The following is a 22,829-nucleotide window of genomic DNA, read 5'->3' as shown; positions in this document are numbered from 1 at the left end:
GCGGTACCTGCGCAGCGCAGAAAAGCATGAGTCGCATCGAAGCAGACAAGTTCGCAGTTCAGCAGTGGAATAAAGAAAAGCAAATTTTAACGCCCGCTGCCAGGAAAGTATGGAATGAGGGCGTAATCAAATTTAAACAATATCAGATGGCCATTGCCTACCGGGTTTTTGGAACAAAACCACCCGCTGGAAGAAGTTTGTATATTTCCCTACATGGGGGAGGAAACGCCCCCGTTGCAGTCAATGATCAGCAATGGGAAAATCAGCGTACACTTTATAATATCAAAGAGGGATTGGTTATTGTACCCCGGGCGCCTACAAATACCTGGAACCTCTGGCACGAAGATCATATCGATAATTTCATCGATTCACTCATTCGCTACAGTGTTGTCATGGAAGATGTAGATCCTGATAAAGTTTACATCATGGGCTATTCAGCCGGAGGAGACGGGGTATTTCAATTGGCTCCCCGAATGGCCGACCGCTTTGCTGCCGCATCGATGATGGCCGGACATCCAGGTGATGCTGAAATGCGTAATTTACGCAACTTGCCATTCTCAATATTCATTGGTGGCCTAGATTCTGCCTACAATAGAAATAAGCTTGCCATTAAATACAATAAGAAGCTTGACAGCTTACATCGATCGGACACTAAGGGCTTCGATCATCAGTTTCATTTGTATCCGGATAAGCCTCACTGGTTAGATCATCAGGATACTATCGCAATTTCCTGGATGTCCGGATATATACGGCATACTTTTCCAGAGAAGGTTGTTTGGGTACAGGATAACCGCTTGCAAAGCCGCTTTTATTGGCTATCGGCTCCTCTTGAATCGGCTAAAGTTGGAGATGCTGCTGAGGTCAGTCGTAAAGGCAACATCATTACCATATCACATAACTCCTTCGACGTACTTGAAATCAACTTAAATGATGTACTGGTAAATCTTGATCAGCCGATTACAATCATTGAAGATGGAAAGATTCTTTTTCACAAAAAGCTCAATCGCAACTTTGAAACGATAAAGCAATCCGTAAAGCAGTATCAGGATCCCAGGCTTATTTTCAGTACTAAACTGGTAATAAGCAACCATAAGGTAAACGAAAAAAAATCATTTAAATCCAAATTGCGTAAATGATGATTAACTTTAAATCAAGCATCACTTTTGCTTTATTGCTTTTGCTTATCGGTTCGACAGTATCGGCTCAACACCCTCTTAAAATCAGAAAACTTGAAGATTTTATTTCCCAAGGTATACGGGTGTCAACGCCCTTTAGCGTATTTGTCATCGCCTGGGATACGGTAAAAAATGAAAAGCCAGTTGGAGTATTTGAATCTGATGGCTTTAGTGGTGTTATTGTGTCAGAACAAGGGCATATCTTAACCGCTGCTCATGCAATTAATGTAAACCAGGTTTATCAGGTTAGATTTGTAGATGGCAGAAGGTATACAGCCCTACCTTTAGGACGTATAGGAAGGGATGAAAACAAAGCTGTATATGATATGGGTGTAATTAAAATTATAGAAAGAGAAAAATTTGCCTGTGCACCAATGGCCAATGGTAGCGAAATGGTTTTAAATCAACCTGTCCTAAGCATTTCCTATCCTTCTTCATTCCTATTGTCAACACCCAATGTACGTTATGGTAGGATTTCCAATACACGTACAGCAGAAGGCTTTATCCAATCTTCTGCTAAAATGGAGCCCGGTGATTCCGGTGGGGGATTATTCGATTTAAAAGGACAACTTATTGGAATACATAGCAGAATAAAAGAGCATGAATCTCAAAATTTCGACATTCCCGTGGATTCTTTTCGAAGATATTGGACAGCGCTGAATAAGCCAATAGATTATCAGCAATTGCCTGTGCCGGACACCTTGAGACTGTTGGAGCCAAATCCCAAGATGCAACCATTTCCTTCTATCCACTCTGTGCTAAAAATAAGGTCCAAATTGGATAAGAGCGTGGCGACAATTTTGAGTAATGATGGTGATCAAGTAAGAAAAATCATGGGTACGTGGGTTCGTTTCAGAAATAAGAATTATCTGATCAGTAAAAGTTCCATGGTTGCAGTCAGTCCCCGTATTTTGCTTAATGGAAAAATCTATGAATGTAAGGTCATCAGCAGGGAAAGAACGACCGATCTGATATTATTGAAACCAAATCTAAAAATAGGTAGTGGGATAAGATTAAAGGTTCAACAAGCTTCCCACGCTAATGACGAAAGCTATATCGGCAAAATCATAATTTCAGTTCTTCCGAACAAATTCAAAAAAACAGGGATTATTAGTAATTTCGCTGGGAAGCTACCTCCACAAAATAGCATTGGGTATTTGGACGTCAGTGCTAGATATCAGGATGGAAAAATTGTCATTACCGATGTACCTTTAAATAAAGCCATCTCCTCAAAACTGATGCGAGATGATCATATTTTAAATGTAGAAGGAAGACGCATTACCAAACCTGAGGATTTCATTAATGCCTTTTTGACTAATTACGCGGGGGATTTGGTTAAGCTCGATATCATTCGGAAGGGTATGCCTTTTACAGTTGAAACCTATTTGGAAGGACAACCTATGCTAAACCACGCATCATACGCATTTTCCGGGGGAAGGAGTGAACGTTCCGATGGTTTTGATAATGTCCTTGTCGGCGATGCGACAATAGAAAGTAGTGAATGTGGAAGCCCGGTATTCGATCGCACAGGCAGGTTTTGCGGAGTTAATATTGCCCGGCACAGCAGAACATCCGTTTTGATTTTGCCTGCAGCGTGCATCTGGAAGTTTTTAGCTCACTCTTTTCAAAAAACATAATAAAATAAACTATTCCTATATAGATTAACAGTTGGCTCGCGAGTTACTTCGGAATTATTTTATGAATGGTTGCAATCCGCATCTGATAGAAAAGTTAATGTTTACCAGTAAAGGGAACAAGAGGTTTATTATGACGATTATCGGGTATTGCCTAGTGAAAGATACTTTGATGAGGAGGACCAAATTTACCGTCCGGTAAATAACTCTGGCACAAAAATCTCTTCATTACCTTTGGATAAGTTAGATCGTGAGAATTTATTACCGCGGCAAATCGATCATTTGATCGAATATTTGAACGTATTGAACCAGAAAATAACGGATTGACTCGTATGCTGTGGAATGCAGAAACATATATTGATGAGGAATTACTAAGTCCTAATATCTTGCCTATAGAGCGTGATTACGCGATTTCTTTGGTAAATTCTTTCCTAGTCGGTTATGTAGTCCAATTAGCAGCTCAGGCTTCAGCAGGCTGAAAAGTCTAATTAGATAGGTTAAAAATAAGTCAAATCAAGTCGGCACACACCTGTAGGATTTGACTTATCTTATCAAGTAGTAATTTATTGTACCTAGTTAGAACGTCGCGATATCCAATATTCATATCGTATCAAGCCTAAGCTAAAATCAAAAAATATTACTATTCCAATATTGTAAATCAAACTATCCTTTGAAATCAAGATTCAGCCGTCATTAACCTGCAAACCGCTAAAAATAGGTATTCACAAATATTCAAGAGATTTGTGATAGAGTTGATGAAGTTCTTTCAATTGAACTCAAAAGAATTCATCAATAGTCTTTAAGGTCTCAGTCAATCATCGGAAATGAACATAGTCTTTCAATTTTGCCGAGCCTATTCATTATCTCACTATAAAATGGCAATCCTTTGGCTTTATCAAACACTACAACATTGACATCATTTGCCCTCATAACTTCCAACTTTGATTTTGACCTGGCTTCATATTCTTCAGGGATAAAATATGATATTTTGTTTTTTACGTGAAATTTGTTTTTATAGTATTTGCTTCTGGCTCGATAGGTGAGAAGCCACCAAAGGTCAGACTCAACAAAATCCAGTCCTAATCCAAATATGTATACACCTTTAGTAAAGAACAAGTCTATCCAAGATTGATAGTTGATTTGACCTTCATCTGCCAATCTCCTAACCAAAGCCTCTTTTAAAACACCTTTCAGTTTTATAAGAAGTTCCAGAAATGGTGTAGTTTCGCATATTTTTTAACTCCTCGCAGTAGTGCTCGTACCCCAAAGTTATTGACATTGGATTGTTGCAATCTCTAATGCAGGTGCCAATAAGTTGTGCCATCCATCTCATGCATTCTGAAAACGCTTTAAAGTCTCTCCACAACCTGGCTACTATTGTTTTTAGGTGTATCGCCTTAAATAGAAAATTCATAATTCGTGGTCATAATATATGGTACAGCTAAGGCCCTTATTCCCTCATGAATCGTTTTGTTCTATTTTCCTACAATTTTTGCTATACAGGTTTGTAATACCTTTTCATCCATCATTTTTGTGCGTATCGCACTTAGAAATATTTCTCATATAAAATGGGAAATGGTTTTTCCGCTCTATTGATGTGGCTAACGCCACAATATATGGTAATGTCATCTAGTAGCTCTTTCCAGCTTTTGCCAGATTTAATATTATTAATGTCATTGCCGATCAAGAGCGCAAAATTTTCATGTTGATTGTTGAATAATGTTTATGATGTTCTGGCTAAGATCAAAATATGCAACATTTGGAACATTCCATCTGAGTTAAAAAGTTGGCTTTTTAGCCACCTTTTTAACTCAGAAAGTTTTCCGGTCGCACTCCGCGCCTGATGACAATACTAGTTCAATTGCCCATAATATTTGTCAAATGCATTATGTATCATAGTTGATAATAAAAACTTTAGCTAATCCACTCAATACATATAGAAGCATTAGGGGAGTAAGACCAATCTCCATTAGGTTTATTTCACGCTTAAAAACATACAGGATTGATTAGTGCAAGGCTTATTAGGAATAATATCAGATAAAATTGAGAAACCATTTATGTTGCAGTTTATGTCGCATGATTGGATTTAATTTTTCTTATATCGACAGCCGTTTTTGCAAAGGTTATTGGATTTGAATTCAACAAATGATTAGGTCTAAAAGGGGTTTTCAGATATTGAGTTCCTCACGCTGTGAAAACAGCGCGACAGGGAAGCTTTCGAGGAGATTTACCTCAGACATCGGTCTGCAAATGTATCTTGCTGCCTGTAAAATTCTGGAAGATCACGATGCAAGCATGGATGGTATACAAGGTGTCTTTACCTGGATCTCGCAGAAACGCATGGAACTCAACATTATCACCCTTAAATCTTAACTCAATGCTGCTATCAAACATAACGTAGCTAATGTGCTGCGAAATCTTTACTTAGGGAAATCTTTTATTTATAGCCAGGGAACGACAGAACCCTCATTTAACAATGTGACTAGTGAACTTAGATCCATCTTAAATGAGTTTATGAAGATCTTCAAGGTCGATACCGGGAAATTTTTGATTAAGTCGAAATTAAAATCGTTCTAATAAAGATTGTTTTTTAAAACAAGGTATTTCTGAAAAAGGTATAGAAAGACAGTTGACTATTGCGTTAGAACAACATAACCATAGACAAAAATTCGAATATTGTCATAATCCAATCAGCTTTATACTTTCGCTCCTTTAATAGTTAGGCAGTACCCACTCTCTCTCTAAGAAATTTTGCAATGCAGATGGCTACCTTAGCAATTGTTCGTAATGTAAACGAATCTTCTGTGATTGATGGTTAAGGTCGCAAAACTATACTCCTGTTTTGGATTGACGTAATTAAAGATTCGAGAATTTCAGATGCGTGGAAGGTACTATCAGCATGTTACGGCCCTGCACTGCCTCTGCCATAGAAAACAAAGCTAAATGGGTGGTTACTACATGCCTGCTTCATAACTACGACTGAAAAACATGGCTGATAGGGCATCCAACGGTATGCTGCTATCTCCGGATCCGATTTTTATGAAATGGTAAATCTGATATTTTCACCCTTATTGGCAATTTTCAAAGGTTTTTCATCTCGCGTCAATCGCGAAAGTATAATTTCATATGTATCATGCATTACTACCTCGCATTTCCAAAATGTAAATGATTTAGTTACTGCTTTGGTTATCATAAATATCAAGGATAACTTTACCTGACGGTTTACCGTTTTGCTGGAAATCCAAAGCAGCAACACCATCATTTAAGGTAAATGTCTTGCTTATGTGCGGAAATAGGATATTATCTGATATAAAATTTTTTATCATGTTTAATCTTTCGGTTAAAGGATTACCCAATATAAATTCTGCTCTCACACCATATTGCTGCATTAAAGAATCGTTTGGCTGTTCTGCAATAGATGCTATAACACCGCCCTTTTTAAGTATGGTATACGCTTGCTTATAAACTTCCCCTCCAACTGTATCTACAACTAGATCATAGCCCTCTAGTAATTCTTGAAAATTTTGCACTGAAGCATCTATTACTTCATCTGCGCCTGTTTTTGCAGCAAATCCAACGTCTTTTGTATGCACGGTCGTAGCGACGTAGGCTCCGGTATTTTTAGCCAATTGTATGGAAGCGCGACCAATACCGCCTGCACCACCTATAACCAATACTTTACTGTTATTATCCAGGAATGTTTCCGTTATACATAAATAAGCACACACGCCGACAGTCACAGAGGCAGCAGCGATAGTATGGCTAATATCTGCCGGCTTAAGGCAAAGATATTTTGACGGGGCAACTAAATATTCTGCAAAAGAGCCACTTCCGCCAAGGGATGGTATTGCACCTCCAAATACCTCATCGCCCACTTTAAAAGTACTAACCTCGGCGCCTGTATCTACAACAACGCCACTAAAATCGCACCCAAGTGTAGCAGGAAAAGTAAGGGGTAGCATGTTTTTCATATGGCCTTCACGTATTTTCCAGTCTACAGGGTTCAATGCGGCCTTATGTACTTTAACTAATACCTCATCAATTTTTAGTTCGGGCTGTGATGCATCGTCGGATATTACGGCTACTTCATTATTACCGTAACCTGTTATTTGTAATGCTTTCATATCTGGTAATTCTTAAGTTTAAAATATTTTTATTTTTTATTGCTCATGATCGCAAAAAGTTAGATAATTACTTTGCTGAAAGGCCTCCATCGGTCGGGAGCGAGACTCCTGTAATAAGCGATGCCTCATCAGATGATAGCCAAAGCACAGCATTGGCAACCTCCTCCGGGGTACCAAATCTTTTCATTGGCTGATGGCTACGGTACATATCAAGGAATTTACCGAATTCTCCCTGGGTAAGCCCCGGCGTTTCTATAGACCCCGGACACACAGCATTTACACGGATGCCTCTTTCCGCGTATTCTATAGCGGCGGTCTTGGTCATACCTATTACGGCAAATTTAGATGCCGAATACGCAACCATATTAGGTGTGGCATTTAGCCCTGACACAGATGCCATATTAATTATAGATCCAGCTCCATCCTGTTTTAAAAATTGCTGCAGCTCATATTTCATGCAAAGAAATACCCCTTTTAGGTCTATAGCCACAGTATTATCAAAAATATCTTCCGGAAAATCATGTATTGGAGCTGATGTTCCGCCCACCCCGGCGTTATTAAAGGCACAATCGAGCCTGCCATATACTTCAACAGTTCTGGCTACCATAGCCTGCACATCTTCATTGTTAGAGACATCCGTCTTTATAAATGTGGCTTCGCCACCGGCTTCCTTAATTTTTTGTACAGTCTCGTTGCCGCCTTTGTCACTAAAATCTGCAACAATTACTTTAGATCCTGCAGCTGCAAATTGTATGGCTGTTGTCTGCCCAATTCCCGACCCTGCTCCAGTAATAATGACTACTTTGTTTTGTAAGCTTTTCATATTTATATCTTTTTGTTAATAATATTCTTTTATTGTAAATTACTATTTATAACCATCCTTAACTACCACAAGCTTTATATCTACATTACCGAGTATAGCGTTTGAATATGAACAGGCCTGATGTGCTTTTTGAGCAATTTCTTCGGCAATCACATGCTCTAATCTCGGAATTGTATTCTCAAGGGTGATTTCAATGATTGGATTGTTCTTTTATAATATGCATAGTATAATCAAAAAAATTATGCGAGATCACAAGCTTTGATGGAAACCAATTGATCAAGTCAACAAATTTTATATTAAAATCAAACTCTTCTGTAAATAAAAGAGCCGGCAAAGAATAAATGATACCGGCTCTTCACAATAAAAACTACTTACTTAATTTAATCAGCATGAAGGGTATCCTTATGTTCCTCTGGTTTATAATTAGCTTCCATTTCGGCAAGTTTTTTCTTACCATAAGCAATTCGAGTAATGAGTACATAAAGTACCGGTACTATAAAAAGTGCAAAAATGGTAGCACTAAACATTCCTGCAGCAACTGTCCAGCCAATCGTCTGGCGGGATACCGCACCCGCACCTGTAGATAAAACAAGTGGGATTACGCCCAGAATAAATGCCAAAGATGTCATAATGATAGGCCTTAACCTCAACTTGACTGCTTCAATCGTTGCAGAAATAATCGGCATGCCCCAATCAACCCGTTCCTTAGCAAATTCAACTATTAGAATTGCATTCTTTGCAGATAAACCAATCAGCGTTATCAATCCAACCTGAGCATAAATATTGTTGTCTAACTTAGGCAGCAAGGTTAAAGCTAAAATTGCGCCGAACAGTCCCAGAGGAACGCTTAATAGAATAGAAAATGGAACTGACCAACTCTCATATAATGAGGCCAATAGCAAGAAAACTACGACTATTATCAGCGCGAAAATAACTGTGGTGCTATTTCCGGCTTCCTGTTCCTGCTGACTTAAAGCGGAAAAGTCATATTTATAGCCAGAGGGAAGGCTCTTCGCCGCAATTTCCTCTAATGCTTTCAGTGCATCACCACTACTACTACCGGGTTTCGCACTACCATTTACTTCTACTGAACGGAACAGGTTGTAGTGATTAATAATAGATGGATTCTCTACAAGTTCATAGGATACCATGGAACCTAAAGGAACTGGAGTTCCCTTATCATTTTTTACATATAGACGATCCACATCTTGAATTTTACCTCTGAATGTTGTATCAGCTTGAGCCACTACTTTAAAGTTTCGTCCGTATTTCACAAAATCATTAACATAACTACTACCAAGGTAAGCGGCAATAGTGCTGTAAACCGAGCCTATGGATACACCCATTTTCTTAACCTGATTGCGATCTACCGTAATTTTATAGTTCGGAGTGTTAGTTGAAAATAAGGTATAAGCCATGCCAATATCTTTATGTTGGTTGGCTTGGCCAAGAAAATTGTTCACCACCCCTTCAAACTTTTTGATATCGCCTGCCTGTTGTTCCTGAATTTGCATTGAAAATCCACCACTGATGCCTAATCCTGGAATGGGAGGTGGCTGAACAGCAAGCACCGATCCTTCCTTATCACCGTAAAATGCTTGAGATACTTTGGTTACAATTGCAGGAACATCAGCTTGCCTGTCATCCCAGTGTTTCAATTGAACAAAAAAGGTAGCGGAATTGGATTTAAAGGCCTGATTTAAGATGTTAATGCCCGAAATGGAAGTTACACTTTTAATTTCAGGGTTTTGCTTTCTGATGGTTTCAGTTACGCGTTTTACAAAGGCTTCTGTCCTGGCTAAAGATGCACCCTCAGGAAGTGAAGCGCCCATTAAAAATACACCTGCATCTTCATTTGGAATAAAACCGGAAGGTTTGTATTTAAACATAGCCATTGTACCCAGATAAATGCAAACCAACATAATCATCACCAACGGTGCTTTTTTCAAACACCACCTCACACCTTCAGAATATTTGCCAGTGATTCTAGAAAACCATGTATTAAACTTGAAGAAAAACTTATCCATTCCTTTGGAATCCTTATTCATTTTAGTTTTCTTCAATAACAATGAACAAAGTGCAGGGGTTAAAGACAAGGCTATAAAAGCAGAGATTAATACTGAAATAGCAATGGTGATTGCGAATTGCTGGTAAAGTTGACCCACCATACCAGGAATGAATCCAACAGGGATAAATACCGCTGCTAGAATAAGCGCAATCGCAATAACTGGTGCAGTAATATCTTTCATTGCTCTTATAGTAGCCTCTTTAGCTGAGAGACCGTCGTGGTCCATGTAATGCTGAACTGCTTCAACTACCACAATGGCATCATCCACCACAATTCCAATAGCCAATACAAAGCCAAACATGGTCAATACGTTTACTGAAAACCCCATTAGGTTAAAGAAGATAAAAGTACCAATAATTGACACTGGGATTGCAAGTACGGGAATAAGTGTAGCCCGCCAGCTTTGAAGAAAGAAGAATACAACGACTGTTACCAGAATTAAGGCTTCAACCAGTGTATGTATCACACTATTGATAGATACATTTACGATAGAAACCGTTTCATAGCCAATGGTATAATCAAGGTCTTCTGGGAAAGATTTTTTTAATTCCTCTAACGCACCTACAACACCATCGTAAGTTTGTACCGCGTTACCGCCAGGGGTTTGATTAATACCCATCATAGCTGATGACTGACCATTGATCTTCGCTGTAATATTATAGGCGAATTCTCCTAATTCCACTCTGGCCACATCTTTCAGATATACAGAAGATCCATCTGTTGTGGTCTTTACAATGATGTTTTTAAATTGTTCTTCTGTGCTAAGATTTCCATCAAGTACCACTGAAAACTCAAAACTTTGGTTTCCTTTTTGCGGGGGACCTCCGACGCTTCCGCCTGGCATAATTGTGTTTTGTTCTGCGATAGCGGTTGAGACCTCACTAGGCGTGATATTCATGGCCGCCATTTTGTTGGCATCTAACCAAACACGCATACTAAAAGGCTGACCAAAAGCCATCACGTCTCCAACTCCTTTAACCCTCAATAATGCATCTTTCAAATAAAGGTTGGCATAATTCCCAAGATACTTTTGATCATAGGTTCCTTTGGGTGATATAAGCCCTACAACCATCAAAAGGTCAGTATTTGCTTTTTTGGTAGTTACGCCCAGGCGTCTTACTGCTTCAGGAAGGGACGGCTCAGCTATACCAACTCGATTTTGCACATCAAGTGCTGCAACATCTATATTGGTTCCTACTTCGAAAGTTACAGTAATTGTTGACCTCCCATCAGCAGTACTATTAGATGTCATATATTTCATCCCAGGAGTACCGTTAATCTGGCTTTCAATAGGCGTAGTTACGGTTTGTTCAACCGTTTGCGCGTCAGCACCTGTGTAGTTTGCGGTTACGGTTACCGTTGGTGGGGCTATATTGGGATATTGTGTGATCGGTAACCCCGTTAAAATGATTGTTCCCGCAAGCACAATTAGTATTGAGATCACAATAGCTGTGACCGGGCGTTTTATAAAGACTTCTGATATCATATTTTATTCTATGTTAGCTGTTGCTAATGAAATAATAAATCTTACTGTTTAGCCTGTTGTGCTTTTACAACAGTTCCTGGCCTTAGGTTTTGGAGTCCATCTGTTATGATAGTTTCTCCGGAATTCAAACCTTTAAGGATTACAATTTTATCGCTAAAAGTATTGCCTAGCTTAACCAATCTTTGCTGTACCTTACTGCTATCGCCCAATACATAAACCAAGTTTTCACCCAGTTGCTCGGTGATGGCTTTGTATGGAATAACTAGCTGTTTCTCTGGTGATTTATTCAGAACCTTAACATTACATGTCATGCCGCTTAATAGTTTACCACCAGCATTAGGATAACTGATACGGACTTTAATGGTACCCGACCCTGGATCTACAGCTCTATCTACAGCAATGATACTTCCATTCATCTTATATGTAGATTTGTCTGTAAGTTCGATGCTGAAAACTGAATCCTTAACACTGTTTGTATTATTTTTCAAACTTAAAAAACGTGGAATATCCTGCTGGTTTATCGCAATGTCAACCGCAATTGGGTCATTAGCTGACACTGTATTTAACAAGGTAGATCCCTGAGATACCAATGCGCCTAACCTCACTTGCGAGATGCCAATGGTTCCGTTTAATGGAGAAACGATCACAGACCTTTTTAAATTTGCTTCCGCAGTCGATAAAGAAGCTTGAGCAACAGCAACCTGCGAGGATGCATTCTCAAGATCCGTAATCGCATAATCTACACGTTGTTTAGCCACAGCTTCTTGTTTGGCCAGGTTGGTATAGCGCTCTGCATCTTTTTTGTATTTATTATAGTTGGCTTTCGCTACCTGAAGATCGGCTTTTGCAGCATTATAAGCTGCTACGTAATTGGTGCGGTCAATTTCATATAATTTCTGGCCTTTACTCACCTTTTGTCCATCTTTAACAAATATTGCAGTTAAATAGCCATTAACCTGAGCTCTGAGTTCCACTTCATTTAATGGTACCACCACGCCCGGATAAGATTCAGTTATGGTTACATCTTCAGATTCTACTTTATAAGTGGTAACCGGTACAGCTGCAGGTGCTGCCGGAGCTTGTTCCTTATTATTTCCACATGCTGATAACAAAGCAATTCCAATAAGTAGGGAAGCAGTTGAGTTAAAATTTGATTTCATTTTATTATGGTGTAGTGCTAATTGTTCCTAATGCTTGTTGTACATCCAGCTTGGCTGAAAGTACACCGTATAATGCGTTTAAATAGTTGATTTGTGAGGTTTTTAAATCTGTTTCTGCAGTCATTAAATCGAGGTAACTTTTAATTCCCTCATCATATTGAAGCTTTATTGTGCCATAAACCTGTTTGGAAACATCGACATTACTTCTTGCCGTTTTCCAATCATTTAAGCCAGCTTTATAAGTAGCCATTGCCCGCTCATATTGGCTGTTAATTTGGTTTTTACTCTCCTGAAGATCTAGATCTGTGCGTTTCTCCAGAAGTTGGGCTTTCCTAATTTCCTGAATTCTCTTAGTTCCCTGAAAAATTGGAATGTTCAACCTTAATCCTACGATCGATCCAGGCAAATTCATCTTGAACATTTCAGAAACATCATTTCCTAAATAATTAAAACTATAATTAATAAAACCTGATAGTTTTGGTAAATAAGCCAGTTTGTTATAGCTTGTATTGACAGATTGTAGGGACCTTTGAGTTTGTAATAATCGATATTCCACTCTTTTTTGGTAATCTAGCGTTTGAACAGTATCAATCAGTATTCCAGACTCCATCGATTGATTATCGAAACTCAAGGTAAGTTCTTTTTCAGCGCTGTAACCCATTAGTGCCTTTAAATAGGCATATTTGGATTTCAATAGTTCTGATGTACGTTTTTTATCAGCTGATGAATTGCTTAGGCTTATTTGCGCCCGCTGATAGTCGGTTTTGTCGACAAGTCCCGCCTCATATTGGCTTTTGGCATCTTTCAATTGCTTATTAATGCGGGCAATATTCTCTTCAATAATTTTTAATTGCTCCTGACTAGTAAGGATATCATAAAATGCCTTACTTACATCAACAATAGTATTGATTTGTACATTTTCTGTGTTCTGCCTATATTGCTGACGATAATAACGGGCACTCTTTGAAGCCTGGATCAATCCGGCGTTTAAAAATTGCTGATCAGCCTGCAGGATAAGCGAGGATGTATTTTTTGTTCCAAATACGATGTACGATGTTTGTCCATCAACCGTGAGCGCGTTTAGCTGTTGTTTAATGTTGTGGTTGAAAGATCCATCTGCATTGATTTGAGGTAACCAGGCCGAAAGCGCTGATTTAATATCCCGCTCGCCAACTTCCTGGTCGAGGTAAGATTGTTTAACACCGGGCTTGTTTTTAAGTGCATAATTGATAACATCTTCTAGCTTTGCATTGCGAAGAACACTATCAGTTTGTGCATTTACCCGTCCTGCAGTTATCATGGAGATGCATAATGCAGTTATCAATAAGGGTTTGTAAAGGTTCATGATCTAATAATTCTTTACGCAAATTTACTTCCGTAATCATGCCATCAACTTCAAAGTTGACTGAAGCCTGTCATTTGGTTGCTGAACCATTCAAAACCCTTACCGAACAGCATGCAGTGAATTGATTACTTAGAAATAAAATTCAAAGTTCAGTGCGTTAAATATCCGTTTCAGAGGTTTATTTTTCCATCCAGGTAAAAAAAAAATGAAATTTTGTAAATTTAAACCAATCTTGTACTTCAAAGTAACGCCACTGCATGATAAAGAAAGAGCCAAAGCTATCCTATAAGTATTTTCGGTTTGCGATCATTCCAGTCATATTCACGGGATTTTATCTTTTGGCATTTTTGATTGATCCTACCAGAGTCTGGTCTGATTTTTTTAAGCGCCCAAGTGAGGAGATCATCTTGGAGCTTTTCTATGTGGTTTTCTTTTGTATAGTGATCTCTGAAATTTGTCTTTTTTTAGCCAGAGTTCTGGATAAAAAAATTCCATGGTACGAGTTTCCAATCGGACGCTTCAGTATACAATTCAGTATACAGATTGCAGCGACATTAATATTTGCTTTTTTCTATGTATACATCGCCATTTACCTTTTTAGTGCTAATTTTAAGATTAGCGATATAAAGCCATTAGCTTTAAGGCAATTGTTTGTCATTAATGTACTTTTGTCGGTAATGGTAAGTCTCATCCATACAGGAAATTATTTCTTGCAACAATGGAAGAGTGCAAAGGAAGAATCTTCAAAACTATTACTTAAATCAGCAGAATTGCGGCAAACAGCATTGGAGGCAGAGCTTCACTCGCTTAAGATGCAGCTCGACCCACATTTTATGTTCAATAATTTCAGCACACTTTCTGCGTTGATTTCAGAAGATGAGAAACTTGCCCAACATTTCCTTGAAAACTTATCATGGGTATATCGATACATGATCTTAAATGTAAAAAAAGACCTCATTTCGGTTAAAGAGGAGCTTGATTTTGCAAAAGCGTATTTTTATCTGATGAAAATAAGACTTGGGAATCATATTGTAATGGAAAACAACCTTAGTGCTGAAACACTAAAGAAAGCAATGCCACCACTAACACTACAACTACTTATCGAAAACGCGATAAAACACAATATTGCATCGGCTGATAAACCTTTATTTATTGATATCAATGAAGATGACGCTGGTAATTTAATGGTATTAAACTCTCTTCAGAAGCTGAATTTTAAAATGCCCTCTACCAATACCGGACACAAAAACATACAAGAGAGGTATAAATTATTAACTGACAAAGTGCCTGAAATCATGGAATGTAGGGAGCTTTTTATAGTAAAACTTCCACTGATGGAATTAACCCGAACCTAGCATGAAAATTGTAATCATAGAAGATGAAAAACACAATGCAAATAGGCTGAAACAGTTACTTCAGGATATTGATAAAAACATTCAGGTCGTTGCGATTCTTGAAGGGGTAAGAGAAAGCATAAATTGGTTTTTAAGCAGTGAACAACCTGATTTAGTACTTATGGACATCAGGTTATCTGATGGGCTTTCTTTTGAAATTTTTTCAGAGTATAGTCTTAAATGTCCAGTGATATTTACAACAGCGTACGATGAATATGCCATACGTGCTTTCAAAGTTAACAGTATCGATTATTTATTAAAACCAATTCATAAAACCGAACTTGAGGCTTCACTCTCAAAGTTCTGTGAAATAAGGTCAACGATGATACAAGAAGTTGTCATCCAGGATCTCGTAAATGTTTTAAAGGGTAAAGAACAGGTATTCAGATCGCGGTTCCTTATTCAAATAGCAGACCAATATAAGTCAATTCGAGTGGAAGATGTTGAATATGTCTATTCAGAATTCAAGATAACATATCTTGTTTTACGAGATAATTCGGTGCATCCTGTAAGTTTCACTATGGAAGAGATTGAAGAACAGCTTGACCCGATGCTTTTCTTCCGTGCCAATCGACAACATATTATATCCCTGACGAGTATCCGAGATATACACAATTACTTTAATGGAAAACTGAAAGTCATTCTCAGCCGGCATCCATCGTTGGAACTCATCGTAAGTAAAGATAAATCTGTATATTTTAAAAAATGGCTTGATCGATAAACTATGGCTAAAAGAGATGATATTATTAATACCGCTTCAAGGTTATTTAATTATTATGGAATTGAGAAAACAACACTAAATGATGTCGCCAAAGCCATAAATTCAAGCACACCCTCTATATACTATTATTTTAAGGATAAAGGAGAATTAACTTCTGCTGTTGTCTGCCAAATTGTTGATGAGTCTTATAAAAAGATTGTCGTCAATACTTTAAACGCCGACAATATAAAAAAGAGCATTATTGCGTTAGTAAATGAGAAGTGTACAGATATTAAAAAACATTTCAATCTTTATTTGTCTATTCCCTACCTTATCAGACAGGGTTATTACGATTGTGTTTATGCAAACTATCTTTCAAATAAAAGAAGGATACTCGAAATTTACAGCGCATTAGTGATTGATGAAGGCGATAAAATTGGTTTAAATGCACGTTATACAATTTTTGGTTTTCTAGATGCAATTGATGATAATTTTGGCCAGTTTATTTTAGGCAGAAAAGGCCCAAGAACAAAGGAAAGCTTAAATCAAATGCTCGACGAACAACTCAATTTGAGTCAGCAGTTTTTGTTTAAATCTTTCTAAAAATCCAGTGTGATAAAAATCTTTTTTATTCCATTTCTTACAAAATTCACCAGCGGGAAGATTGATTTTTATTCATATTACTTTGGACGCTTCAAAATATGGCACCACCGAAAGATTATTTTTTACAGAAAGAATTTTGAAGGTTAAGATGTGTTGAGATCTTCTAATGATTGGAACAAAGTCAGAGCACATAAAAGCTGCAGCCATGTGGTTGTGTAAAATTTAATTTATGATAACATGGATAAAAAAGTAGAAATAATGGAAGCTGCCGAAAAGCTATTTGCTGAACACGGATACGCTGAAACGACAATTAGACAGATTACAAGCCGTATATCAAAAAGCTCTGCAATGATTGGGTATTATTTTGGATCAAAAGAGAGTTTAGTCGAAGCTATAATTAACTATCGCACAACAAAACTCGAACAATTGATTGACCATCAATCATTGAAAATTAATAACCCACTCAAATGTCTTTATGAGGTATTAGCGCGTTTTGTTGACAAAGCTTTCCAGCAGCCATATTTTTATATGCTATTAAATCAGCTCCAGTCAGTTGGTAAAGAGAAATTACTCATCGAAAGCTTTAATACCCTTAAACTTAACAATTATAATTTTATGGAAAAAATTATAATTCAGGGACAATTAGAAGGATACTTTAAGCGAAATTCAGATATTAATATGTTGATTGCAATAATATCAGGCACCATAAATCATGTATTAATTAATAAGGATTACTTGTTAAGCTGTTTTCTACTGGGAGGGGGGATAGCAGAAAATTATAACGCATGTATGAAAAAACGCTTGAAATCAACATTAGAAAATGTCATAACAGCACACCTATGTCTGTAAATAATTTTAGAGACATCATCGAGTCAACCAATTGCAAAATTACACTCTTTCAAGATAAGCCTTGACTTTCAGTAGGCTGTTTAATATTGTACCAAATTTTAGAAACTCATAATAGATTAAATTATGACCTTCATTTTATAGTTACACTTTATTTATTTTGTGGTGCTAGTTATTAAAAGATGTGCAGTCAACTTGTCATTCAGTTGATAAAACTCATAAGTAAGACTGGACTAACTAAAAGTAGGGTAAGTAAAAAATAATAGTATTATAAATTTTAATTGAATTAGAAAGTACCCACAATATAGCGATGTCCCAACATCATCTATTTGCTTAATTAGTTTTTATAGTACATTGTTTGACCTAAAATAAAGAAACTTCTTTTCGTAAATTAATCCTAAAATAAAATGCACTATCACCATGCACTTGCAGGCGGGAATTTAGTCAAAAGTTTTAGGAGTAAGGTGGGTGAATTCGTTGATTTAACCCACAGGAAGGATCTATAAAGAGTCTTGTTTCTGTAAATATCATAGTGCTCAGTAGGAATTATGCCTTCTACATGGAATTTTTTTACGCGAAAGTCTTAATCTACAGCAACATGGCTATTAACGACGTTTAAATTTTACTAATTAACTTCAATTCTTGCATAAATAAATTGGTAATGCAGTGTTAATAAGCTACCACATGATAATATAAGATGATTTGTCACGAAAATCTAATCATGAGATCATCTACTCAACCATTATCTTGTTATCTTTTTTAAACAATAACGGGGAAATACCAGTATGCTTTTTGAAATATTTTCCAAAAAATGAAGGATTACTAAAGCTCAATTTTTCTGCAATCTCAGAAATATTCATGATGCGTAATGATAATAATAACTTTGCCTCTTTTATTACATAATCATCGATAAATTCACCAGCGGATCGACCTGTGACTTGCTTAACGACCTGAGAAAGGTGCCTCGGTGTTATCTTCAAACATTTCGCATAATATAATACTCTTTTCTCTGTTTTGAAGCGTTCCGATACAAGGGACAAAAAGCGGTTTGTTAGTTCAATTTTACTGTTAACATTTGATGTATCTAGTTTTTTCTGCTTTTCATTGAGCAGAAAAATATCGTATAATATCGATAAGAACCTATTATGGATGATGTCATCAATATAGCGTGTATGTTTTGGAATGGTAAGCTTGTCCTGAAGTGACTTCATGTCTGCGTACAGACGGTCGTATTCTGATTTAGATAATGAAAATTTAAGTAACTCTTTATCTTCATGAGCTATTCTATAAGTTTCGGCTCTATTGAAAAACACACCTTTCGCAGACAAATATTCTTCATTAAAGTAAGTGTAAATAACTGATGCGTTTGGTTCGTTGGGAATTTCATAAATATGATCGGGCAATAAGCATAATATATCTCGATAACTGAAAGTATAGGATACAAAATCAATTCTAATCTCTAAACTTCCTTTTGTAATCATTAATATACCATAACCTGTAGATCTGAACGCTGACTTAGGGCAATAACTTGACTCATTACTATCATAAATCGAAACCATCAGTTCAGCTTTCAGTGAACTCCCCTTGTCAATGTGAGGCGTTGGTTTTTTGTCAAGATAAATTTGTTCCATAAATAATTCTATAGTATCCTTTCTCAGTTATTTAAATAGTTTAAATTTTTAAATAAGTAAAGCGATAATTCGTTTGTTTTACCCTTCAGCAAATTTATGTTTAAAGGAATATTATTTACTTATGATTTGCAAATTTTACTTTATGTTGATTGAAAAAAAAAGATATGATTGATTTTTTTAAACTTAATATTTAATATAAATAACTGAAAATAAAATACTTATAAACTTAAGTATTTAGGTTTCTATTCATTTGTTGAGTATCTCATGTATTTACTTTTCTATTTAAAAAGTCAGATAGTCGAATGGTCAATTCATCGAAATGTCATATTTGCCCCACCCTCCTTACTGACCTGCATATCCCACATTTCAACCTTTTTTTAAGATTAAATCTGGGTTAAAATTGCATTAATAAATCCTCACGTAAAAGTAAATCCCGTTTAGCACCTCAAGAAGATGAAAAGCGGTTTCCGAAAACAGCGATGGGCGATCAAAACTTCGAAAAAGACAGAATAATTGCATGTATATGCGTAAAAAATTACAGGACAGAATTGCTTCTTTTCAGGATGCGAAACTTATTCAACAGAAAGGATTATATCCTTATTTCAGGTCTATAGCTTCTGCTCAGGATACCGAGGTAATAATAAATGATAAAAAAGTCTTAATGTTTGGCTCCAACTCGTATCTGGGACTGACTAACCATCCAGAAATAAAATTAGCCTCTAAGAATGCAATTGACAAATATGGAACTGGTTGTGCGGGTTCCAGATTCTTAAATGGTTCGCTGGACATTCATTTGGAACTTGAACAGCGGCTCGCAAGGTACGTGGGAAAGGAAGCTGCAGTGCTTTTTAGCACTGGTTTTCAGGTTAACCTGGGTGTAATTTCCTGTCTGCTTGATAGAAATGATTACCTGATACTCGATGAATATGACCACGCTTCCATCATTGACGGAAGTCGGTTGTCGTTCTCCCGAACCATCAAATATGCGCACAATGACATGAATGATTTGCGCAGCAAACTTAGCCGTTTGCCAACAGAAGCTGCAAAACTTATTGTATCAGACGGGATCTTCAGTATGGAAGGGGATTTGGTCAACCTTCCCGAGATGGTTGAGATTGCTAATGAGTTCGGCGCAAATATCATGATGGATGATGCTCACAGCCTTGGCGTAATTGGGTTGAATGGCGCAGGCACAGCATCACATTTCAATCTAACCAATGATATAGACCTGATTATGGGGACTTTTAGCAAATCATTGGCTTCCCTGGGTGGTTTTATTGCAGGAAACACAGATACCATTGAATTCATCAAACATCGGGCAAGATCGCTGATGTTTAGTGCCAGTATGCCTCCATCTGCTGTGGCCAGTGTGATTGCAGCGCTTGACATCATTGAAAGAGAGCCCGAGCGCATAGATAAACTTTGGGCAAATACCACTTATGCCAAAGAACTCCTTACCGAAGCGGGATTTGACATCGGGCATAGCAATAGCCCAATTATACCGGTGTACATCAGGGACAATACCGCGACTTTTATGATTACTAAGATTCTTCAGGAAAACGGGGTTTTTGTTAATCCTGTCGTATCTCCAGCTGTTCCATCTGATTCATCTCTTATTCGCTTTTCGCTCATGGCCACGCACAGTTTTGAACAAATAGAACGCGCTGTGGAAGAGCTCAAAGCTGCATTTGAAGAAGTTAATGTCAATCTTTTAAATATTCGGTTATGAGGATAATCAGAGAAGTTGCTTGTAAAAAAGACCTTCAGGCTTTCATTGATTTTCCTCATGGTTTACATAAAGGTGATCCAAACTACGTTCCTGAACTTTTTATCGCTCAACGGGATTTATTAACGCCCGGAAAGCATCCTTTTTTTAAACATTCGACCATTGCCTTGTTTTTACTTTTTGATGATAATGAGCTTATTGGCCGCATTGCTGCAATAGAAAATTTCCATCACAATCAGGTATATGGCGCCAAAGATGGTTTCTTTGGTTTCTTTGATTGTATCAATGATCTTTCAGCGGCGAGGGAATTAATGGATGCCGTGCATCATTGGCTAAAAGATAGGCAAATAAGAAAAGTACTCGGACCTGTAAATTTTTCTACCAATGAAGTTTGTGGCCTATTGATCGAAGGTTTTGACGGTCCTCCGGTAGCCATGATGCCCTACAATCCACCTTACTACCTGACCCTGCTGGAGGCCTTGGGTTTTATCAAAAATGTCGATTTGCGTGCCTACCGCTATACCGCTGGAGATTATAGTGACCGGTCGCTGCAGTTGGTTGACCGAATTAAGGAAAGGCTGTTAAGAAATGATATTACCATCCGGACAATCAATATGAAAAACTTCGCCCGGGAACGTGATGCCTTGCGGGAAGTGTACAACAAAGCGTGGGATAAAAACATGGGTTTCGTACCCATGACGGATGAAGAATTTGAGTACACCGCCAATGATTTGAAACTGATCTTGGATCCTAAGTTTTGTATTATGGCAGAGCAGCATGGAAAGATAGTGGGCTTCGCTTTAGCCATTCCGGATATCAATCAAATACTGATCAAAATAAAAAGGGGAAGGTTGTTTCCTACGGGTCTGATTAAGTTATTGACTGGAAAGGGCAAGATTGACGGCATCAGAATTATGCTTTTAGGGGTAGTGGACGGCTATAGGAAAATGGGTATCGAAGCCTGCCTTTATGGGGGAATTATCAAACGCTTTCAGGAGAAAAAGATGAAGTATGCAGAAGCGAGCTGGACACTTGATCATAATGATATGGTCAACAGACCCATTGAAGATATCGGTGGGAAACTTTACCGAAAATACCGGATTTTAGAAAAAGAGCTATGAAAAAGCGGGTTTTGATTACCGGGGCTACCGGATTTGTTGGCTTTCATTTAGTAGAGGCAGCACTTGCAAATAATCTGCAAGTGTTTGCTAACATTCGCAAATCCAGTAAAACTAAACATCTGCAAGGTTTTAAGATTCACTTTGTAGAACTCGATTTCGAATCCATTTACGCCTTAGCTCAAAATATCGATGAAAATAAATATGACTATGTAATCCACGCGGCGGCGGTAACCAAGGCAGGAAGCCTGGATGAATATAATAAGTACAACGCATCCTACACCAGGCACCTGGCCATCGCAGTATCGAATGCATTGCATAAAGTGGAAAAATTCATTTTTGTAAGCAGTCTTGCAGCACTGGGACCATTAAAAAAAACAGGTGCATTATTGAGCGATCATGGTGAATCAAACCCATTGACTTATTATGGTAAAAGTAAAGCTTTGGCTGAGACTTATTTGAGAAGCATTCCAAATCTTCCCCTTTTAGTTTTCCGTCCAACGGCGGTATACGGACCTCGGGAACGTGACCTCTTGATGGTGCTTAAAGTCCTTAACAGGGGTTTTGATGTCGCTATCGGAGATAAGGATCAGAAACTGAGCTTTATTTATGTGAAAGATCTGGCCGAAATCATGATCAGTTCATTGAAATCTGATCTGAATAACAAAACCTATAATGTCTCAGATGGGAATAGTTATGAAAGATCATCATTCTCAGAAAGGGCCAGATTGATCATGCAAAAAAGAACTTTTAAAGTAAAAGTACCATTACCCATCCTAACTGGATTGGCCTGGTCGCTGGAAAAAGCATACAAATTTACAGGCAAGATGCCAACGCTCAATATTGATAAGGTAAGGGAACTCACCGGGATGAACTGGACCTGCGACATTGAAAACATTAAAAAAGATCTTGGTTTTAGTCCGAAGTACCAGCTACAGCAGGGTTTAGAAGAAACAATAAAATGGTACAAAAAAAATAATTGGTTATAAGATTTTA

At 37.6% G+C, this 22,829-nt stretch carries 16 protein-coding genes; 10 read left to right on the top strand and 6 right to left on the bottom strand.

Annotated features, from left to right (window positions below; translation table 11 throughout):
* Positions 1–26: 26 nt before the first annotated feature.
* The 3 genes from OQZ33_RS13515 (at position 27) to OQZ33_RS13505 (ending at position 5,182) form a co-directional block, all read left to right on the top strand.
* The gene (locus OQZ33_RS13515; protein WP_265799551.1) at positions 27–1,136 is read left to right on the top strand and encodes a dienelactone hydrolase family protein; all 1,110 of its coding nucleotides are present in this window, start codon (positions 27–29) and stop codon (positions 1,134–1,136) included.
* A complete protein-coding gene (locus tag OQZ33_RS13510; protein ID WP_265799550.1) occupies positions 1,133–2,812 on the top strand; it encodes a trypsin-like peptidase domain-containing protein in 1,680 nt (559 codons plus the stop codon). Before OQZ33_RS13515 ends, OQZ33_RS13510 begins: the two co-directional genes overlap by 4 nt.
* A gap of 2,142 nt (positions 2,813–4,954) precedes the next feature.
* Positions 4,955–5,182, top strand: a complete 228-nt coding sequence (locus tag OQZ33_RS13505; RefSeq protein ID WP_265799549.1) for a hypothetical protein — start codon at positions 4,955–4,957, stop codon at positions 5,180–5,182.
* A gap of 797 nt (positions 5,183–5,979) precedes the next feature.
* On the opposite strand, the gene OQZ33_RS13500 is transcribed toward OQZ33_RS13505, so the two are convergent.
* The 5 genes from OQZ33_RS13500 to OQZ33_RS13480 form a co-directional block, all read right to left on the bottom strand.
* Positions 5,980–6,933, bottom strand: a complete 954-nt coding sequence (locus OQZ33_RS13500; protein WP_265799548.1) for an NADP-dependent oxidoreductase — start codon at positions 6,931–6,933, stop codon at positions 5,980–5,982.
* A gap of 67 nt (positions 6,934–7,000) precedes the next feature.
* On the bottom strand, positions 7,001–7,756 hold the full coding sequence (locus tag OQZ33_RS13495) for a glucose 1-dehydrogenase (protein ID WP_265799547.1): 756 nt from the start codon (positions 7,754–7,756) through the stop codon (positions 7,001–7,003).
* A gap of 380 nt (positions 7,757–8,136) precedes the next feature.
* On the bottom strand, positions 8,137–11,310 hold the full coding sequence (locus OQZ33_RS13490) for an efflux RND transporter permease subunit (RefSeq protein ID WP_265799546.1): 3,174 nt from the start codon (positions 11,308–11,310) through the stop codon (positions 8,137–8,139).
* 41 nt (positions 11,311–11,351) lie between these two features.
* Complete coding sequence (locus OQZ33_RS13485; protein WP_265799545.1) at positions 11,352–12,470, bottom strand: efflux RND transporter periplasmic adaptor subunit; 1,119 nt, start codon at positions 12,468–12,470, stop codon at positions 11,352–11,354.
* A 4-nt stretch (positions 12,471–12,474) separates the two neighbouring features.
* A complete protein-coding gene (locus tag OQZ33_RS13480) occupies positions 12,475–13,770 on the bottom strand; it encodes a TolC family protein (protein WP_265799544.1) in 1,296 nt (431 codons plus the stop codon).
* 302 nt (positions 13,771–14,072) lie between these two features.
* Here OQZ33_RS13480 and OQZ33_RS13475 point away from each other — a divergent pair, with 302 nt between their 5' ends.
* The 4 genes from OQZ33_RS13475 to OQZ33_RS13460 all read left to right on the top strand — a co-directional run bounded on the left by OQZ33_RS13475 (position 14,073) and on the right by OQZ33_RS13460 (position 17,361).
* Positions 14,073–15,170 (top strand): sensor histidine kinase, encoded by a 1,098-nt coding sequence (locus tag OQZ33_RS13475; protein WP_265799543.1) that lies wholly within the window; start codon positions 14,073–14,075, stop codon positions 15,168–15,170.
* A gap of 1 nt (position 15,171) precedes the next feature.
* A complete protein-coding gene (locus tag OQZ33_RS13470) occupies positions 15,172–15,930 on the top strand; it encodes a LytR/AlgR family response regulator transcription factor (RefSeq protein WP_265799542.1) in 759 nt (252 codons plus the stop codon).
* Between the two features lie 3 nt (positions 15,931–15,933).
* Positions 15,934–16,512 carry a TetR/AcrR family transcriptional regulator gene (locus OQZ33_RS13465; RefSeq protein ID WP_265799541.1) on the top strand — a complete coding sequence of 193 codons (579 nt, stop codon included), beginning with the start codon at positions 15,934–15,936 and terminating at the stop codon, positions 16,510–16,512.
* Positions 16,513–16,749: 237 nt separating this feature from the next.
* On the top strand, positions 16,750–17,361 hold the full coding sequence (locus tag OQZ33_RS13460) for a TetR/AcrR family transcriptional regulator (protein ID WP_265799540.1): 612 nt from the start codon (positions 16,750–16,752) through the stop codon (positions 17,359–17,361).
* A 728-nt stretch (positions 17,362–18,089) separates the two neighbouring features.
* Here the strand turns inward: OQZ33_RS13460 and OQZ33_RS13455 are convergent.
* Positions 18,090–18,989, bottom strand: coding sequence for a helix-turn-helix domain-containing protein (locus tag OQZ33_RS13455; protein ID WP_265799539.1), 900 nt, complete (start codon positions 18,987–18,989; stop codon positions 18,090–18,092).
* Between the two features lie 523 nt (positions 18,990–19,512).
* Between OQZ33_RS13455 and spt the strand changes: the two genes are divergently transcribed.
* The 3 genes from spt to OQZ33_RS13440 are packed head-to-tail and all read left to right on the top strand — an operon-like array spanning position 19,513 to position 22,822.
* Positions 19,513–20,718, top strand: coding sequence for a serine palmitoyltransferase (gene spt, locus OQZ33_RS13450; RefSeq protein ID WP_265799538.1), 1,206 nt, complete (start codon positions 19,513–19,515; stop codon positions 20,716–20,718).
* Positions 20,715–21,836, top strand: a complete 1,122-nt coding sequence (locus tag OQZ33_RS13445) for a hypothetical protein (RefSeq protein ID WP_265799537.1) — start codon at positions 20,715–20,717, stop codon at positions 21,834–21,836. Before spt ends, OQZ33_RS13445 begins: the two co-directional genes overlap by 4 nt.
* Positions 21,833–22,822 (top strand): NAD-dependent epimerase/dehydratase family protein, encoded by a 990-nt coding sequence (locus tag OQZ33_RS13440; protein ID WP_265799536.1) that lies wholly within the window; start codon positions 21,833–21,835, stop codon positions 22,820–22,822. The genes OQZ33_RS13445 and OQZ33_RS13440 overlap by 4 nt, the downstream gene beginning before the upstream one ends.
* Positions 22,823–22,829: the final 7 nt, after the last annotated feature.

The organism is Pedobacter sp. MC2016-05 (assembly GCF_026239735.1).
Classification (GTDB): Bacteria; Bacteroidota; Bacteroidia; order Sphingobacteriales; family Sphingobacteriaceae; genus Pedobacter.
Note: the sequence above shows the minus strand (reverse complement) of the source record. Positions and strands in the feature narration are given on the sequence as shown.

Excerpts from the sequence above, each read along its gene's own strand:
- OQZ33_RS13460 (WP_265799540.1), top strand. The coding sequence starts at position 16,750 with ATGGATAAAAAAGTAGAAATAATGGAAGCTGCCGAAAAGCTATTTGCT.
- OQZ33_RS13485 (WP_265799545.1), bottom strand. The coding sequence starts at position 12,470 with ATGAAATCAAATTTTAACTCAACTGCTTCCCTACTTATTGGAATTGCT.
- OQZ33_RS13465 (WP_265799541.1), top strand. The coding sequence starts at position 15,934 with ATGGCTAAAAGAGATGATATTATTAATACCGCTTCAAGGTTATTTAAT.
- OQZ33_RS13490 (WP_265799546.1), bottom strand. The coding sequence starts at position 11,310 with ATGATATCAGAAGTCTTTATAAAACGCCCGGTCACAGCTATTGTGATC.
- OQZ33_RS13500 (WP_265799548.1), bottom strand. The coding sequence starts at position 6,933 with ATGAAAGCATTACAAATAACAGGTTACGGTAATAATGAAGTAGCCGTA.
- spt (WP_265799538.1), top strand. The coding sequence starts at position 19,513 with ATGCGTAAAAAATTACAGGACAGAATTGCTTCTTTTCAGGATGCGAAA.
- OQZ33_RS13445 (WP_265799537.1), top strand. The coding sequence starts at position 20,715 with ATGAGGATAATCAGAGAAGTTGCTTGTAAAAAAGACCTTCAGGCTTTC.
- OQZ33_RS13495 (WP_265799547.1), bottom strand. The coding sequence starts at position 7,756 with ATGAAAAGCTTACAAAACAAAGTAGTCATTATTACTGGAGCAGGGTCG.
- OQZ33_RS13455 (WP_265799539.1), bottom strand. The coding sequence starts at position 18,989 with ATGGAACAAATTTATCTTGACAAAAAACCAACGCCTCACATTGACAAG.
- OQZ33_RS13480 (WP_265799544.1), bottom strand. The coding sequence starts at position 13,770 with ATGATAACTGCAGGACGGGTAAATGCACAAACTGATAGTGTTCTTCGC.
- OQZ33_RS13515 (WP_265799551.1), top strand. The coding sequence starts at position 27 with ATGAGTCGCATCGAAGCAGACAAGTTCGCAGTTCAGCAGTGGAATAAA.
- OQZ33_RS13505 (WP_265799549.1), top strand. The coding sequence starts at position 4,955 with ATGATTAGGTCTAAAAGGGGTTTTCAGATATTGAGTTCCTCACGCTGT.
- OQZ33_RS13510 (WP_265799550.1), top strand. The coding sequence starts at position 1,133 with ATGATGATTAACTTTAAATCAAGCATCACTTTTGCTTTATTGCTTTTG.
- OQZ33_RS13440 (WP_265799536.1), top strand. The coding sequence starts at position 21,833 with ATGAAAAAGCGGGTTTTGATTACCGGGGCTACCGGATTTGTTGGCTTT.
- OQZ33_RS13470 (WP_265799542.1), top strand. The coding sequence starts at position 15,172 with ATGAAAATTGTAATCATAGAAGATGAAAAACACAATGCAAATAGGCTG.
- OQZ33_RS13475 (WP_265799543.1), top strand. The coding sequence starts at position 14,073 with ATGATAAAGAAAGAGCCAAAGCTATCCTATAAGTATTTTCGGTTTGCG.